The following is a 15,960-nucleotide window of genomic DNA, read 5'->3' as shown; positions in this document are numbered from 1 at the left end:
ATGCTATTTGAAAAGGATTATTTCTTAACAGGTAAAATCAATGAAGAATGTGGTGTCTTTGGGGTATTCAATGTCAAAGATGCTGCCTCTCTTACGTATTTCGGTCTTCATGCGCTACAACACCGTGGTCAGGAAGCGAGTGGTATTGCAACTAGTAACAAAAAAGAAATTAAATGTATCAAAGGTAGAGGACTGCTGACTGAAACATTTAACAACCGTGTTATTAAAGAGTTAAAGGGAGTACATGCAGTAGGACATGTTCGTTATTCTACTGCTGGTGGTAATGAAATTGAAAATATTCAGCCAATCATGGTTCGTTCTCACAAAGGTGACTTTGCGGTATCGCACAATGGTAATATTGTAAATGCGAAAGAGTTACGTGAAGAGATGGAAAACAATGGGAGTATTTTCCAAGGGACGAGTGATTCGGAAATTATTGGTCACTTGATTCAACGTGAACAAGGTGATTTCGTAGAGAAAATCAGAAAAGCCGTACTTCATTTGGAAGGTGCATTTGCCTTTGTGGTAATGCGTGAAAATGAAATGTATGCAGTACGTGATCACAATGGACTTCGTCCACTAAGTGTTGCGAAAGTTGATAATGGTTATGTGGTAAGTAGTGAATCATGTGCCTTTGATATCGTAAATGGTAGAGAAGAATTTGATGTATTACCTGGGGAATTATTAAAGATTGATTACAATGGAATACAGCATATTCAATATGCAGAAAAAACACAGTTAAAGATGTGTGCAATGGAGTATATCTATTTCTCACGTCCAGATAGTAGTATTGATGGAATCAATGTTCATACGGCACGTAAGTTGTCAGGAAGAATGTTAGCGAAAATCGACAAAGAAGCAGGTGATGTTGAAGCTGATATCGTTGTTGGAGTTCCAGATTCAAGTTTAAGTGCTGCAATGGGTTATGCAGAAGAAAGTGGTCTTCCATACGAATTAGGGTTAATTAAAAACCGTTATGTAGGTAGAACCTTTATTCAACCAACCCAAGCCCAAAGAGAACGTGGTGTACGTATGAAGTTAAGTGCAGTGCGTGATATTGTTAAGGGAAAACGAATTATCTTAGTTGATGACAGTATTGTGCGTGGAACTACAAGTAAACGTATTGTACAGTTATTAAAAGATGCAGGTGCAACGGAAGTACATGTTCGTATTGGTTCACCAGCAATTACGCACCCTTGCTTCTATGGTGTAGATACATCTAGTCGTAAGGAATTAATTAGTGCCAGAAAAAACAATGAAGAAGTTAGAGATTTCATTATTGCTGATTCACTGAAATTTTTAGAAGTAGATAAAATGATGGAAGCATTTGAAACCGAAAACCTTTGTGTTGCATGTTTCAATGGAGTATATCCTACTGATTTATTTAACTTAGGAGTACAACTGAAGGAGGAAATAGAAAATGAGCGATAAGTATCGTGAGGCTGGTGTAGATTTAGAAGCAGGTTATGAATCCGTACAATTGATTAAGTCACATGTAGCAAGAACGAAAATTAAAGGTGCTCAGGATTCTATCGGTGCCTTTGGTGGAATGTTTGACTTAAGTGTATTAGGAATGAAAGAACCAGTATTAGTGTCAGGAACGGATGGTGTAGGGACCAAACTGATGATTGCATTTGCTGCTGACAAGCACGATACCATTGGTATCGATGCAGTTGCAATGTGTGTGAATGACGTTCTTGTGCAAGGGGCAATGCCAATATTCTTCTTGGATTATCTTGCAGTAGGCAAAAACAACCCAAAACAAATCGAACAGATTGTTAAGGGTGTAGCTGATGGGTGTGAATTAAGTGAATGTGCACTGATTGGTGGAGAAACTGCTGAAATGCCAGATATGTATAGTGCTGATCACTATGATGTTGCTGGTTTCTGTGTAGGGGCAGTTGAAAAGAGTAAATTGTTAGATGGTTCTACAATTGGCGAGGGTCAGGTATTGGTTGGATTACCTTCATCAGGAGTTCATTCAAATGGTTTCTCACTAATTCGTAAAATATTATTAAAAGATGCACATCTAGATATTCATAAAACATATGAGGACTTTGACAAACCACTTGGGGAAGTGTTGTTAACGCCTACTAGAATTTATGTAAAAGCAATTAAGCATCTGTTGGAACATGTACAAATCAAAGGAATGTCACACATCACTGGTGGTGGATTCTATGAAAATGTACCTAGAATGCTGAAAGATGGTTTAGGTGTGAAAATCGATGTTACATCTTTCCCAAGACCGAGAATATTTGATTTATTAAAGTCGACAGGAAATATGGAAGAAAAAGAAATGTTTAATGTGTTTAATATGGGAATTGGATTTGTATTAGCTATAGATAAAGCGGATGTTGATAAGACATTGTCGCTGTTAAATGATATTGATGAAAAAGCATATGTAATTGGTGAAGTTACAAACTCAGGTGAGGTTGAACTGACATGGTAAATGTTGCAGTCTTTGCTTCAGGTAGTGGAACCAATTTCGAAAACCTGGTAAGTAAAGATTATGAACATACCAACATCTGTCTGCTGATTGTAGACAAAGAAAATGCATATGCAATTACGCGTGCATTAAAACTTGGAGTTCCTTATGTATATGTGAACCCAAAAGCCTTTTCATCAAAAAAGGAATATGAAGAAAAGATTGTAGAATACTTGAAAAAGTATGAAATTGATTTAATTGCATTAGCAGGATATATGCGTTTTATTGGTAATGTATTATTAACCAATTATGCAAATCGCATTATCAATTTACATCCTGCATATCTGCCTGCATTTCCAGGTGCTCACAGTATTCAGGATGCCTATGAGGCAAAGGCTGAGTACAGTGGAGTGACGATTCACTATGTGGATGAAGGAATTGACACAGGAGAGATTATTCATCAGGAGAAGGTGGTTATTGAGCCAACGTGGTCGCTTGATGAATTTGAAGAGAAGATACATGAACTGGAATACAAAATGTTTCCAGTTGTATTAGAAAATGTATGCAAGGAGGTAAATCATGAAAAGAGCATTGATTAGTGTTTCCGATAAAGATGGAATCGTAGAATTCGCAAAAGAATTAGTAGGCTTAGGATACGAAATCATCTCTACAGGGGGAACAAAGAAGACATTAGATGAAAATGGAATTGCAACAATTGGAATTAGTGAAGTTACCAACTTTCCTGAAATTATGGATGGTAGGGTAAAGACATTACATCCAAATGTACACGGAGCTCTGCTTTGTGTTCGTGACAATCCTAATCATGTAAAACAATTAGAAGATTTGAATATTCAGTATATTGATCTTGTATGTGTAAACTTATATCCATTTAAGCAAACGCTTATGAAAGATGGAGTAACACATGAAGAAATTATTGAGAACATCGATATTGGTGGTCCAAGTATGCTTCGTAGTGCATCGAAGAACTACAAGTTTATTCCAGTTTTAGTAGATCCTAAAGATTATGAACCAGTCATCAAGGAACTAAAAGAAAATGGAGAAACTTGTCCAATTACTAGAGAATATCTTGCTGCGAAAGTATTCCGTCATACAGCAAGTTATGATGCAATTATTGCGCAATATTTAACTGAAAAAACAGGAGAGAAATTCCCTGAAACATTTACGGTTACTTATGATAAAGTACAAGATTTACGTTATGGGGAAAACCCTCATCAGGATGCTGCTTTCTATAAATCAGCAGATCCTAAATATTCAATTGCGAATGCAAAACAACTACATGGTAAAGAATTATCTTACAACAATATTCAAGATGCAAATGCTTGTATTGAAGTATTAAAAGACTTTGATGAACCATGTGCAGTTGGTATGAAACATATGAACCCATGTGGAGTAGGAATTGGAGCAACGATTGACCAAGCTTGGGATAAAGCTTATGAAGCAGACTCTACATCAATCTTTGGTGGTATTGTGGCCTTCAATGGTGAAGTAGAAGAAGTAACTGCAGAAAAGTTATCTAAGATTTTCTTGGAAATCATTATTGCCCCAAAATTCAGTGATAAAGCATTTGAAATATTAAGTCAAAAGAAAAACATTCGTTTATTACAATTAGATACTAGTTTAGCAGTAAACTCAAAACTAAAAGTAACAAACGTAAACGATGGTTTATTAGTACAGGATATGGATCTTAAAAAGATTAGCGAAGAGGAACTTACATTCCCTACAAAGAGAAAACCAACCAAAGAAGAACTTGAACAATTACTATTTGCGTGGAAAGTAGTAAAACATGTTAAAAGTAATGCCATTGTTTTAGTAAAAGACAATATGACAATCGGAGTAGGTGCTGGACAGATGAATCGTGTTGGTGCTGCAAAGATTGCTCTTGAACAAGCTGGAGAAAAAGCAAAAGGAAGTGTAATGAGCAGTGATGCTTACTTCCCAATGCCGGATACAGTAGAATCAGCAGTTGCTGCAGGAGTTACTGCAATTATTCAACCAGGTGGTTCGATTAAGGATCAGTTGTCAATCGATGTATGTGATGAACATAACATCGCAATGGTGTACACAGGCGTACGTCATTTCAAACATTAATACAAGAGACACGGGTAATTCATACTCGTGTTTTTTTGTCGAATAATGTATACTAAAATCAGCGAGGGGAATAGAATATGAGAATTTTAGTTATTATGCGTGGTGCGCCAGGATGTGGGAAAAGTACATTCATTAGAAAACACCAATTAGAACCTTATACCTTATGTCCAGATGACATTCGACTGATGCATCATGGAATTGTATTGAGTAGTGAGGGAAGAGAAATCGTATCCTTAGAAAAGGAAAAATCAACATGGAAATTACTATATGAACTTCTTGAACAAAGAATGGCAGATGGTATTTTTACGGTAATTGATGCAACAGCATCAACCAGTTCAGAAATCAAACGTTATAAGAAACTGGCAGAAGAATATCGTTATCGAGTACTGTTAGTAGATATGAGTAATGTCCCAATTGAACAGGCAAAGAAACAAAATGAAATGCGATTGAATGGAGAACAGTATTATAAGTATGTGCCTGAACATGTAATTGATCGTATGTATAAACGTTTTGATACACAGGCAGTGCCAGGTGGAATTCAGATTGTTAGTACAGATACTTATCAAGAAGAAATTGAAAAACTGTATGCACCTAGAGACTTTTCAAACTATAAGAAGATTCATCACATTGGCGATATCCATGGATGTTATGATGTATTAATGGAATACTTTGATACTTACAGTAATGGAGTAATCAAAGAAGATGAACTTTATATCTTTTGTGGTGATTATTTAGATAGAGGAATTCAAAACAAAGAAGTTATGAAGTGGATTCTTCAAAACTATCAAAGGCCTAATCTATTGTTTTTAGAGGGAAACCATGAACAATGGATTCTTCATTATGCAAATGATGACATCCACAAGATTCGTAATCGTGGATTCAAAACAGATACAATGAAAGACTTAGAATCATTCTCTAGAAAAGAACTTAAAGGATTCTGTAAGTCATTATTACAGTTAGCTAGTTATACATACGGAGATAAAACGGTATTAGTAGATCATGGTGGTATCTCTAAAGTATTAGATAAAGATATTTATAAAGTACCTACTTACCAGTTAATTAAGGGAGTAGGAAATTATGAAGAAATGATAGAAGTTTGTACTGCATTTGAAAATGACCAAAATATCTATCAGATTTTTGGACATCGTAATATTCAAAAAAGTGATATTCAAGTAAATACATCATGCTTCTGTTTAGAAGGTGAAGTAGAATTTGGTGGACATTTACGTGCAGTAGTTTTAGATGAATCAGGATTTGATTGTATTGAAGTAAAGAACAATGTATTTGGAATGACTTCATTACCAACAACCCGTGATAACAATAACTTTGACTTAAGCAGTGGTGGTATTGTTGATGAATTAAGAAAGAGTAAATTCATTCGTGAGAATGTGTTTGATAATGATATATCAGCATTTAACTTTACCCGTGAAGCTTTCACAAAACAGAAATGGAATGCATTAACAATGAAAGCTAGAGGATTATTCATCAATACCAAAACTAATGAAGTAGTCATGCGTGGGTATGAGAAATTTATGAATACAGGAGAAGTGAGTGAAACAAGATTATCTACATTAGAAAAGAAGTTAATCTTCCCACTTACCCTGTATCATAAATATAATGGTTATTTAGGACTTGTCAGTTACTTAGATGCAACTGATGATTTAATTGTAGGAACGAAAGGTTCACTTGATGGAGACTTTGCAGTAGAGTTTAAAAAGATACTATATAGTGGAATGTATGATGTTGAGTTTATTAAGAAGTATACAAAAGAACATAATTGTACATTAGTCTTTGAAGTAATCGCTCCACCATTTGATACACATATGATTGAATATGATAAACCAGAACTTATTTTACTTGATTGTATCTACAATAAACTTGAATTTGAACGACAAGATAATAATCAAGGAAAAGCATGTGCAAAAGGAATTGGATGCAGATTCAAAGAAGTATGTTTTGTGTTTGATGACTTTGCATCATTCAAAGAATTTCATGATCGAGTAATTGATGATAAAGAATATAAATTTGATGGAGAATACATAGAAGGGTTTGTCTGTGAAGATGCTTCAGGATTTATGTTTAAAATGAAATTAGCATACTATAAGTATTGGAAGCGAATGCGTGGTGCAAAAGATACATGGTTAAGGCATAAGAAAGCACCAAAAAACTTAGATGAAGATGCAAGATCATTCTTCTTATTTATTGCAGAACTTGACGATGAAGTCTTAGAAGAAGATATTATAAGTTTAAGAAAAAGATATCTTGAACATATTAAAACTGTAAATTGATTTACAGTGATGTAGTTGGTATAATAGTGAAGATATAATGGAGGGTATACATGGCTAGATATACAGAAGAGTTTGTTTTTGATGGAAATCAGGAACAATTAGAAGTACAGGTTCAAAACTATATGGACCAAGAAGGTTTTAAATTAACCAATTATAAAGGGGAAGATGTCTTTAAGAAAGGTTATGGAATTTTAACAGGACCTGAGTATTTAAAAGTTGAATACTTTGAAGGAACAGTTGTTCTTGGAGCTTGGATTAAGTTTGCTTTATTACCAGGAATATTCCTAGGGGAAATGGGAATCACTGGAGGATTTGGAGCAATTCCTAAGAAGAAGTTAAAGAAACGAGTTACAAGAATAATTGATATTATTCAAGAAGTCTAACGAAAGTTGCAGTTTATACTGTAACTTTTTTGTATCCTAAACTGTATATATTAATCAAAAAAAGAATATGGTATAATCAAAAAGGAAGTGAATGCGCTTTCATAATCTTAGGAGGGAAAGAATGAAAAGATTATTTAAAATTGGTCTTTTTGCTGCAATCTTAGTTACATTTACAGGGACATTGCATGCAGAAGAAGGACTAGAAGAAGTATGGTATAACGAGCGTACGACAGATGGAAGTGAATATGGTAGAGCTGTAGCAGCTACTCCTGATGGTGGATATGTTGTTGCAGGACAAACTTCTGCAAATTTACCTAATCAATCTGTCAGAGGGTTTACAGATGGTTTTGTAACAAAATATAATTCGTCAGGAAAAATTGAATGGCAAAAATTATATGGAACAGAAGGCAACGATGAACTTTGGGATATCATTCCAACGAGTGATGGAGGATATTTAGCAGCTGGATATACTCTTGTTACTAGAGATACTACTCATGGAGATGGTTTTCTGGTAAAGATAGATGCAAATGGTAATGAAGAGTGGCAGTATAAAACTTCATACACATCTTTTGATATTTTTCATAAAGTAGTAGAATTAGACGATGGTACCTATTTAGCTACTGGAGAAGGATCAAGCAAAGTAAATATAGTTAAAGTAGATAAAAATGGAAATCTAGTTTCTGAGAATTATCATAATATTGAAGATGGATCAGCAAATAATTTCTCTGACTCAACAATTACAACAAGGGGAACAGTATTAATTGCTGGAAGTCTTGATGGAGCTTCAGCAGCTCCAGGTAGAGTGGTTTTTGTTGTTGAAGTAGATAAGAGTGGAAATGTACTTTCATCAAAATTATATCCATCAGCAACGAGAAATTTTGCTAACTTTACGTCAATTTCTGCAACTTCAGATGGAGGATTCATATATTCGGCTGTTGAAATTAAAATAAACGCTGAAGGAGTTCGTACAGACTATAGTGTTGTTGTAAAGTGTGATTCTAATGGTGATGTTGAATGGGAAAGTGAGTACGAAGGATTTAGTATACATGATACATTTGTGAATACAAATGGATATGTATATGTTGCAAGAGCAGGTACTTTTCCTGACTATGGAGCAAAAGTAATAACTGCCAATTTAGATGGAACACATAAAGCAACATATGATGTTTTAAATTCTGAGGGAAAAGAAGTATATGGTAGTGCAGTTAAGAGCTCGGATGGTTCGTATATTCTGTCATGGACTATGAATGGTGAAGAATTCGCAATGAAATTTAAAATTACTTCAGAGGAAGATACAATTGTAATTCCACCAGTTGATGGTAACCAAGGACAAAACTATAATCAAAACCAAGAATCAAACCAAACCCAAAATGGAATTAATACTGCTAACAGTGGTAGTAATACAACAAGTTCTAATGCTATAGCACCTGCTACAGGTGATACTACAAATGTTGTTTTATTTATGTCACTTGCGTTATTGTCAGTTTTAACAATCAACAAATTAATAGAAAAAAAATACTAAAGTGCGTCGTAATGACGTACTTTTTTCCTATACTATGATGAGCATGTTTACATTGTATAAGTTTTATGAAGGCATCTTTATTCGCCTGTGTTTGTGCTATAATAATGGAGTAGGTAACAATGGGGAAAACTAATTTCCTGTTTAAATAAGAAATAGAGGGATAAAATGATACAGGCAATAGCAGCAAAAATAATTAGTATTTTTGAAAAAAATGATGTGTTAGAACACGAAAGAGAGATATACCAACATGGTTTGGAGTTAATTCTATCTTATATGGTGGGATTCACTATTCAAATTATATTTTGTATATTCAGTGGCTTTTGGATTGAAACCGCAATGTTTATAGTATTCTTTGAGTCGCTTCGTAAATATACTGGTGGATATCATGCAAAAACGTATTGGGGATGCAATGTAAGTTATTTATTTGCTTATGGTATATATTATTTATTTGTGATTAATATGGAGGTTCCACTTTTAATAATAATTATTACATTTATAATATCGAGTCTATTTATTTGTGTGAAAGCACCAGTTACGCATGAACATAATCCATTATCAAAAATAGAGATGAAGCAATATAAAAAAAGGAGTATTTTATTAATTTGTATGTTTTCGTTAATATTTATAGGATTAATAGTATATAACGAAGTTTATTATGCATTAACTCTAGTAATTCCAATTTTTATGAATGCAATACTAATGATGTTAGGTTTACTATTTAATGAAAGGGGTGATTTAGATTGAGTCAAACGATATGTATTGTTGATGATGATCAACTGTATTTAGAAACGATGAGAAGATTTATTGAATCTCAAAGAGTATTCAAAGATTGTGATGTGCATTCCTATTCTAATCCTTCTGATCCTAGAATTATGAAAAAAGAATTTGATTTATATTTCCTTGATATTGATATGCCAGAAATCAGTGGCTTTGAATTAGCTGTAAAAATTCAAAAGAAATATTCAGATGCAATTTTTCTATTTGTTTCTAGTCATAATGAATTTGTGTATGATTCTTTTAAATTTTCGGCATTCTATTTTGTAAGGAAAGATCATTTTGATGCAGATATGAATGATGCGTTACATCGTGCATATGAGAAATTTTCAAAACGTGAGGAACGTTATATTGTTGAAACAAGAGGAAATAAAGCAGCCCTTAGGTACAGTGACATTTTGTATTTTGAAAAAATTGATAATAAACTATTGACCGCTACTCTAAATTATGGGGATTTTTACGAAGTGAAAACTATGAAAGCATTAAATGAAGAAATAGATTTAAAAAAGCATCATTTTAGTATGATTAATTCAGGTACATGTGTGAATTTAGCATGTGTAACACGACTTAATGGTTATGATATTTACTTGAAAAATAACTTTAATCTAAGAACTAGTAGAAGATATTTCCATGATTTCAAAGAAGATTATGAAAAATATTTGATGGAGCGTGACGTTTAATGCCAATATCATTATTTGATTTATTTATTAATTTTGTAGAGGCAATAACTGCTGTCTTCTTTTTAACTAGATATTTCAGGATGAAAACATCATTTAATGCAGTATATTTTATAATTTGGGTATTATATTTAGTTGTTGGAGTTACAGTAATGAATGTTTATTTAGGATATGAAAAATACTTTATGTTATTAATTCCTTTGTGGGCATATTTTCCTTGGTTATTAGTATTTGCAGAAGGAAGTGTTATAGAAAAAGGATATATAAGTATTTTTACAGTTCAACTTCTCGCACTAGTTGGGATTTTAGTTGTTATCATTACTTCGTTAATTATGTATGGCACTGTAGATACATCAAAAGTTTTACAAAACTATTATGAAATTAGTACATTGATAAATAAGTTTGTATTCTTAATTGTGAGTTTAATCATTGCCAAGGAAAGGAGAAAACTTAAATCATCATTACAATTTAGTGTGCTTATTGGTTTTGCGGCATTCTCTATAGTTGCATTACTTATTTATATTAGTTTAGAAGATATCCTTTACTTGAATTATGTAAACTTGATGGATGTAACAATTGCGCTAGTAGGATTATTACTGCTAGTTATTGCTGTGTTTATCGTATTCTTTAAAATGCAAGTAACCAATGAAAAGAACTTAGAGAATGAGCTGAAATTGCAAGCATTAGATTATCAAAAAGGTTTAAATGAAATGGCAATAGAAGTAAATCGCGAAACAGGAAGAATTCAGCATGATTTAAAACATTTTTTATCACATATCGATTTTTTACTTAGAGAAAAGAGATATAGTGAAGCAATTGATGCAGTTCAAGCACATTCCAAGAATAGTGAGCTAAATAACAAGGTTATATTAACTTCGAATGAGATAATCAATTATGTTTTAAATACAAAAAATGGTGTTGCATCGGAACGTGGACTTTCAATGAGGTTTGTTTTGAATTTCTGCCATGAATTACTTATTAATGATGTTGATTTAGTAATTCTGCTAGGAAATGCAATTGATAATGCAATAGAAAACTGCGTAGGAAAAACCATAGAAGTTAGAATTGAAGACAAGAATGAATATCTACATATCACAGTGAGTAATAGAATAAAAAATAGTGTTTTAGAAAATAATGAAAATTTAGAAACTACTAAAGAAAGCAAAGGTCATGGATATGGAGTCAAAAGTATCAAAGAAATTGTAAAACGATATGATGGTACAGTTGATTTTTATGAAGACAATAATCGGTTTTATTGCTCAATTTTAATCAAATAATTACCGATTATCACTTCTCAGTGACCGATTGTCACAAAAGTGATACAAAACCTCCTTTTTGGTATATATTAATTCTATACAGAAATGGAGGTCTTCAAATGAAAAAACTTTTACTAAAGAAAATGTCAAATGTTTGTTTGAAAAAATCAGTTGGTACACTATCTTGTGCATCAATTGCTAGAATGAGTCAACCTAAACAACCAGAAGCTTTGAACAAATTCAAGAACAAGTAAAAGGAAGCGTGTAACTATTACATGATAGGAAAGAGGGTTATACTGAGAAGGAAATAGATTTTCTTGAAAAGAAAGGTAACTAATTTCCTTAGAGGAAGAGCTTTATGGGAGACATAATTTTAAAATCAGGGTGTAAAGCAGTAGAAAGAAAATAGGAAAAGGTTATATATAGATTTTATAAATTTATTTTATATAATCTGAAAAATCAGGTCGAAATAAGCCTGATTTTTTTATAAAGATAAACATATTTTTCTATAATTCAGAAATAGAAAGAATCACTGAAGTAAAAATAGATGTTCGTGATTACCCAATGCTTACATGGTATAATTACACTGTCAACATGGAGTTTAAAGATGTGAAGAAAGATCACAATGAAACATTTGAAATGTTGAGAGAACAAGTAGCAAAAAGAGAAGCGAATGATAATACATGCGATGTAGAAGTAACAGCACATAAAGAAGGCTCATATAGAAAAGATCCAGAGATAACATACTATACATTAGATAGAAATCAAGAGTATGCAGTAGTGTTACAAGAGAATGGTGAAAGTAATGTATATGCAAATGAAGAGATTGTATTATCAGGAAATGATAAAGAAGTAGTAGGATTAAATGGATCTGTAATAGCAGAAGTGGATGAAGATGAAGAAATTACCACTCACAGCTATAGTTATTATGGAGTTAGTAACACAAAAGAAGAAGGTCATGCTTATAATGGAGAGTATGTACAATCAAATGGATTGATATACTTAAGAGCAAGATACTATAATCCAAGTACAGGAAACTTTATTCAGATAGATAACAACTATGCTGGAGAAGCAGAGAATGTAGCTACACAGAATAGATATAACTATACATTAAGTAATCCATATAAATATGTAGATAAGGATGGGAACAATGCTTTAGCTCAAGGTTTTGGGCATATTATAGTCCAAGCAAGATATGTAATACAGCATCCATGGTTGACTCCTGAGCGCTATATGAAACCTACAGCGATATGGCCATATGCTCAAAAAATGGATTTATTTAATGAATCTACAGGAGAGGTATGGGAAATTAAACCGCAAGGTCAAGAAATTGAAGGTCAGAATCAATTGAATCGTTATATTCTTGCGGCTCCTGATGCTCTAAAAAGGCCCATAAGACGAGGCGGACCAATATACATAGCACCAATGTCTTTCTCATATGCAGATTACTATATAGATGTACAGACTCAAACTGCAGGTTATACTACTAGATTAGTTAGTTATGAACAACCAGAGCGAAAATTTATAGGAAAAGAAATACCAACATTAGTGTTTGAAATGGTAAAAGATAAAGATAAGGTTAAATCACCTAACCCAAATCCAGTTCCTGATTTTTTAAAGAATAGGTATACTCAAAAAGAGTGGGAAGCATATTGTATAATCATAAATAAGCAAGTTGAAGCTTACAAGAATGAAAATCCATTTTATAATTTTGGAAAATCAGCAAAGCCATATGTGGAAGGAGCAGTTAATGCAATTTTTACTCCAGAAGGAGTCTTTGCACTTGCTCTTGTAGGTGCAGTAGCGGCAGCGATTGTTAATCCAGCTTCTATACCTATATCAATACCAATTTTAGAACGTCTAAAACCTGCATTTCCGTAAAGAAAGGAGTGAATATGTATTATGGATAATAAGGTATTTAATAAATATTTAAGACAATTTACGAAGAAGTTGAGGGAGTATGGGTTTAATCGACAGAGAACAAATAGATTTGTAAGGCGTACAGATAATGATATCGTTCAAGAAATTCATATACAACGTCTTAGTAGTGGAGGAAGAATAACCGCAAACTATAATATTTTTATACTATATGAACCACTTTATCCAGGAAGTTTCTTAGGGAATACGAGGAATACGAGATTTGATAAGTTATCGCCCTACGATAAATCATTTTGGTGGCCGTTAGAAACAGATGAAGATTGCGAAAAAGCCTTTAATGATTTTTATGATATATTTGTAAATATTGTGTTTCCTATACTGAAACAATATGAAAAGAAGGAAATTTTACTAGAAGCAACAGCTGGAGGGATGGTTAATTTTAAGAACTACATAAAAATCCTTATAGAGTTATATTATAAAAACTATGATCAAGCAAAGAAAGATTATGAATATGCTTTGAATAACGTTGAAAGCATATTCACAGGTGAAAAGGTATTTAAGACTGATGCATATATGCGTTTGCTAAAAATCCCAAAAGAAGTTTTTAGTGATCCTCAAAAAAGTAATGAATATTTAACAGAAAATATAAAAGAAAATATTGAAAAATTAAAGTTGCCATTTTAAGTTGAGAACGAAAAGGAAATAATTTTTTGTTGCTTAGAATGTGAAATGCTGTATTAATAAAAGACACAATTAATATGATTGAATACCAATAGTGTGGGAAGAAATAGATGGAGACCAAATACTTCAAGATTATGGATATTATGGAACATATATTCCTTCGGATGTTACACACACTGCAGGAGGTTTTGTATTTAATGATTATCCGGAAAAAGAATCTGGTATTAACGCATGGAGATCAAAATGGGTCAAAAGTGGCTATAAATGGTTTTCGAAAGCAAGGAAAGCTCCTATTGGATGGAATCCTAAAGAACAACTAGATGAAATATTAAAGGATAATTAGTAAAATGTAATTGAAGTGTTCAATATTAATATAGTTGTTACTAGATAGTGTGACAAAATAGCAAAAGAGATAGTTGATTTTATAAATATTATAGATCCAAGTGGGAATGTATTAAGATCGTTTAAGTATTTTTCTTGGGTGGAGCAGGTTCATATAATGATGCAACAAGAATAGATTTATATAATATAGTCATAAGTGAAGTATAGAAAGTAAAATCAAGTGTCACGAGAGATTTGGGGACAATTTGGTAGCATAAGAACAATTGATCCTGCAAAGTATTCTGCATATGCATAATACTTTGTATAAAAGGAGGTTTTATTATGGATAAAATACAAGAAAAAGAAAAAATAGAATTTCTAAATTTTATTTCTGAAGTCATTTCGAAACCTGAAATGTATTTAATAAAAAGAAGAATAGACTATCTAAATACTTTTATAGATGGTTATCTTTTTGGAAGAAAATACTCATTTAGTCTGAACTTAAATTTAAAAATAGAAAATTGGTTATTTAATAAATACTCAGCGTCATTAAACAATTCTTTAATTTCTTCTCGAGGGTTACTTATAAGAGTATTTGGAAACGACGAGAAAGGATTTAAAGCATTTAGTGATTTTTTAGAAATTGGATTAGATCAAAATAACAATGATAATTTGGAGGATAGTATCGCAGAAGATAAACATAATTATCAGAATATTATTCGGAATTATGGAGTGAGAAATCAAGATAAACTATCCTATGAATCAAAAAAATATATTGAGAATATAAGAAATCAATATGAAATTTCAAAATCTTTAGAGGCAAGATGTGAAATATTATTAAGTATAATAGAAACAATAGTAGGTGACTTTAATGAAATAAAAGTTTTAATATGTTGTTCAGAGTACTATATGCAGATCCATTTTACTTTCTTACGTAATAATATATGGTTTCATGATGAAGATTTTATAGGTAAAGAAGAAATGAAATTCAAAATGATAGTTTTACATTCATATGTACAATTGATTTTTGCTTGTGAAAAAGAAATGAGTTTAGTAACCTTACATAAAGAGAAAGAAAAAAATCTAATAATTGATTGCGAGGAGATGAATGATGATTTTGCAGTAAATAATTATAGTTCTCACTTCGTAAGTTTTCAAGATGTTTATAGCAATTGGAGAAAAGATAACTAATATACATATTAGAAAAACAAATAATTACTGCATTATTACGAGAAAGTAATGTGTATAATTGAAGATGAAGCTTGTATTTAAAATGAAGTGCTAACAATCATTTTTATTATTCTAGTAAAGAGAAAACTTAGTATTTAACTCTTAGCTATATTATGCAAATAAGATTTACTATTAATAGATATGATATAAGTAAATGAAGAATCAGATTCTTAAGTGAGTCTGATTCTTTTGAATTAAATTTTAAAGAATTTAATAAAATTAAAATTTTTGGTATAATAAAAACAGACAGATAATGGGCAATAAACAAGGAGACAAACTTTATGGAGGAGCAAAGTTTATCACTTTCTAAATTGCAGAGGGAAACAAAAGCAAATAGGAGAGAAGATACGAAATATAGTAACTTAGCCGTAAACGGTCTTTTTATAATAAACAAAAGTCATATAATCTAAAATGAT

15 protein-coding genes are annotated in these 15,960 nt (G+C 32.0%); all 15 read left to right on the top strand.

Features of this window, described 5'->3' with window-relative positions; all coding sequences use genetic code 11:
- The 15 genes from purF (at position 1) to J2S15_RS06720 (ending at position 15,505) form a co-directional block, all read left to right on the top strand.
- Positions 1 to 1,431 carry an amidophosphoribosyltransferase gene (purF, locus tag J2S15_RS06790; protein ID WP_307406697.1) on the top strand — a complete coding sequence of 477 codons (1,431 nt, stop codon included), beginning with the start codon at positions 1 to 3 and terminating at the stop codon, positions 1,429 to 1,431.
- The gene (gene purM, locus J2S15_RS06785; protein ID WP_307406695.1) at positions 1,421 to 2,449 is read left to right on the top strand and encodes a phosphoribosylformylglycinamidine cyclo-ligase; all 1,029 of its coding nucleotides are present in this window, start codon (positions 1,421 to 1,423) and stop codon (positions 2,447 to 2,449) included. The genes purF and purM overlap by 11 nt, the downstream gene beginning before the upstream one ends.
- On the top strand, positions 2,443 to 3,024 hold the full coding sequence (gene purN / locus J2S15_RS06780; RefSeq protein WP_307406694.1) for a phosphoribosylglycinamide formyltransferase: 582 nt from the start codon (positions 2,443 to 2,445) through the stop codon (positions 3,022 to 3,024). Before purM ends, purN begins: the two co-directional genes overlap by 7 nt.
- Positions 3,005 to 4,534, top strand: a complete 1,530-nt coding sequence (gene purH / locus J2S15_RS06775) for a bifunctional phosphoribosylaminoimidazolecarboxamide formyltransferase/IMP cyclohydrolase (protein WP_307406692.1) — start codon at positions 3,005 to 3,007, stop codon at positions 4,532 to 4,534. Before purN ends, purH begins: the two co-directional genes overlap by 20 nt.
- A 77-nt stretch (positions 4,535 to 4,611) precedes the next feature.
- Positions 4,612 to 6,822, top strand: a complete 2,211-nt coding sequence (locus tag J2S15_RS06770) for an RNA ligase (RefSeq protein WP_307406691.1) — start codon at positions 4,612 to 4,614, stop codon at positions 6,820 to 6,822.
- A 50-nt stretch (positions 6,823 to 6,872) separates the two neighbouring features.
- Entirely contained in the window at positions 6,873 to 7,205 is a 333-nt protein-coding gene (locus J2S15_RS06765) for a hypothetical protein (protein ID WP_307406689.1), read from the top strand.
- 121 nt (positions 7,206 to 7,326) lie between these two features.
- Positions 7,327 to 8,727 carry an aryl-sulfate sulfotransferase gene (locus tag J2S15_RS06760; protein WP_307406688.1) on the top strand — a complete coding sequence of 467 codons (1,401 nt, stop codon included), beginning with the start codon at positions 7,327 to 7,329 and terminating at the stop codon, positions 8,725 to 8,727.
- A 165-nt stretch (positions 8,728 to 8,892) separates the two neighbouring features.
- Complete coding sequence (locus J2S15_RS06755; protein WP_307406685.1) at positions 8,893 to 9,471, top strand: accessory gene regulator B family protein; 579 nt, start codon at positions 8,893 to 8,895, stop codon at positions 9,469 to 9,471.
- Positions 9,468 to 10,181: a LytR/AlgR family response regulator transcription factor gene (locus tag J2S15_RS06750; RefSeq protein WP_307406684.1), complete on the top strand. Its 714-nt coding sequence runs from the start codon at positions 9,468 to 9,470 to the stop codon at positions 10,179 to 10,181. Before J2S15_RS06755 ends, J2S15_RS06750 begins: the two co-directional genes overlap by 4 nt.
- A complete protein-coding gene (locus J2S15_RS06745) occupies positions 10,181 to 11,455 on the top strand; it encodes a sensor histidine kinase (protein WP_307406682.1) in 1,275 nt (424 codons plus the stop codon). The genes J2S15_RS06750 and J2S15_RS06745 overlap by 1 nt, the downstream gene beginning before the upstream one ends.
- A 98-nt stretch (positions 11,456 to 11,553) precedes the next feature.
- The gene (locus tag J2S15_RS06740) at positions 11,554 to 11,688 is read left to right on the top strand and encodes a hypothetical protein (protein ID WP_307406681.1); all 135 of its coding nucleotides are present in this window, start codon (positions 11,554 to 11,556) and stop codon (positions 11,686 to 11,688) included.
- A gap of 355 nt (positions 11,689 to 12,043) precedes the next feature.
- Positions 12,044 to 13,315 carry an RHS repeat domain-containing protein gene (locus J2S15_RS06735; protein ID WP_307406680.1) on the top strand — a complete coding sequence of 424 codons (1,272 nt, stop codon included), beginning with the start codon at positions 12,044 to 12,046 and terminating at the stop codon, positions 13,313 to 13,315.
- Between the two features lie 21 nt (positions 13,316 to 13,336).
- Positions 13,337 to 13,996, top strand: coding sequence for a hypothetical protein (locus J2S15_RS06730; protein ID WP_307406678.1), 660 nt, complete (start codon positions 13,337 to 13,339; stop codon positions 13,994 to 13,996).
- Positions 13,997 to 14,087: 91 nt separating this feature from the next.
- Complete coding sequence (locus tag J2S15_RS06725) at positions 14,088 to 14,336, top strand: hypothetical protein (protein ID WP_307406676.1); 249 nt, start codon at positions 14,088 to 14,090, stop codon at positions 14,334 to 14,336.
- A gap of 320 nt (positions 14,337 to 14,656) precedes the next feature.
- On the top strand, positions 14,657 to 15,505 hold the full coding sequence (locus tag J2S15_RS06720) for a hypothetical protein (RefSeq protein WP_307406675.1): 849 nt from the start codon (positions 14,657 to 14,659) through the stop codon (positions 15,503 to 15,505).
- Positions 15,506 to 15,960: the final 455 nt, after the last annotated feature.

The sequence above is a fragment of the Breznakia pachnodae genome, from assembly GCF_030814225.1.
Taxonomy (GTDB): Bacteria; Bacillota_I; Bacilli_A; order Erysipelotrichales; family Erysipelotrichaceae; genus Breznakia; species Breznakia pachnodae.
This window is presented reverse-complemented; position numbering and strand designations above follow the sequence as displayed.

Bases quoted from the DNA above. Each gene is read 5' to 3' on its own strand.
- purF (WP_307406697.1), top strand. From the start codon at position 1: ATGCTATTTGAAAAGGATTATTTCTTAACAGGTAAAATCAATGAAGAA.
- purN (WP_307406694.1), top strand. From the start codon at position 2,443: ATGGTAAATGTTGCAGTCTTTGCTTCAGGTAGTGGAACCAATTTCGAA.
- purH (WP_307406692.1), top strand. From the start codon at position 3,005: ATGAAAAGAGCATTGATTAGTGTTTCCGATAAAGATGGAATCGTAGAA.
- J2S15_RS06770 (WP_307406691.1), top strand. From the start codon at position 4,612: ATGAGAATTTTAGTTATTATGCGTGGTGCGCCAGGATGTGGGAAAAGT.
- J2S15_RS06730 (WP_307406678.1), top strand. From the start codon at position 13,337: ATGGATAATAAGGTATTTAATAAATATTTAAGACAATTTACGAAGAAG.
- purM (WP_307406695.1), top strand. From the start codon at position 1,421: ATGAGCGATAAGTATCGTGAGGCTGGTGTAGATTTAGAAGCAGGTTAT.
- J2S15_RS06745 (WP_307406682.1), top strand. From the start codon at position 10,181: ATGCCAATATCATTATTTGATTTATTTATTAATTTTGTAGAGGCAATA.
- J2S15_RS06740 (WP_307406681.1), top strand. From the start codon at position 11,554: ATGAAAAAACTTTTACTAAAGAAAATGTCAAATGTTTGTTTGAAAAAA.
- J2S15_RS06755 (WP_307406685.1), top strand. From the start codon at position 8,893: ATGATACAGGCAATAGCAGCAAAAATAATTAGTATTTTTGAAAAAAAT.
- J2S15_RS06760 (WP_307406688.1), top strand. From the start codon at position 7,327: ATGAAAAGATTATTTAAAATTGGTCTTTTTGCTGCAATCTTAGTTACA.
- J2S15_RS06765 (WP_307406689.1), top strand. From the start codon at position 6,873: ATGGCTAGATATACAGAAGAGTTTGTTTTTGATGGAAATCAGGAACAA.
- J2S15_RS06720 (WP_307406675.1), top strand. From the start codon at position 14,657: ATGGATAAAATACAAGAAAAAGAAAAAATAGAATTTCTAAATTTTATT.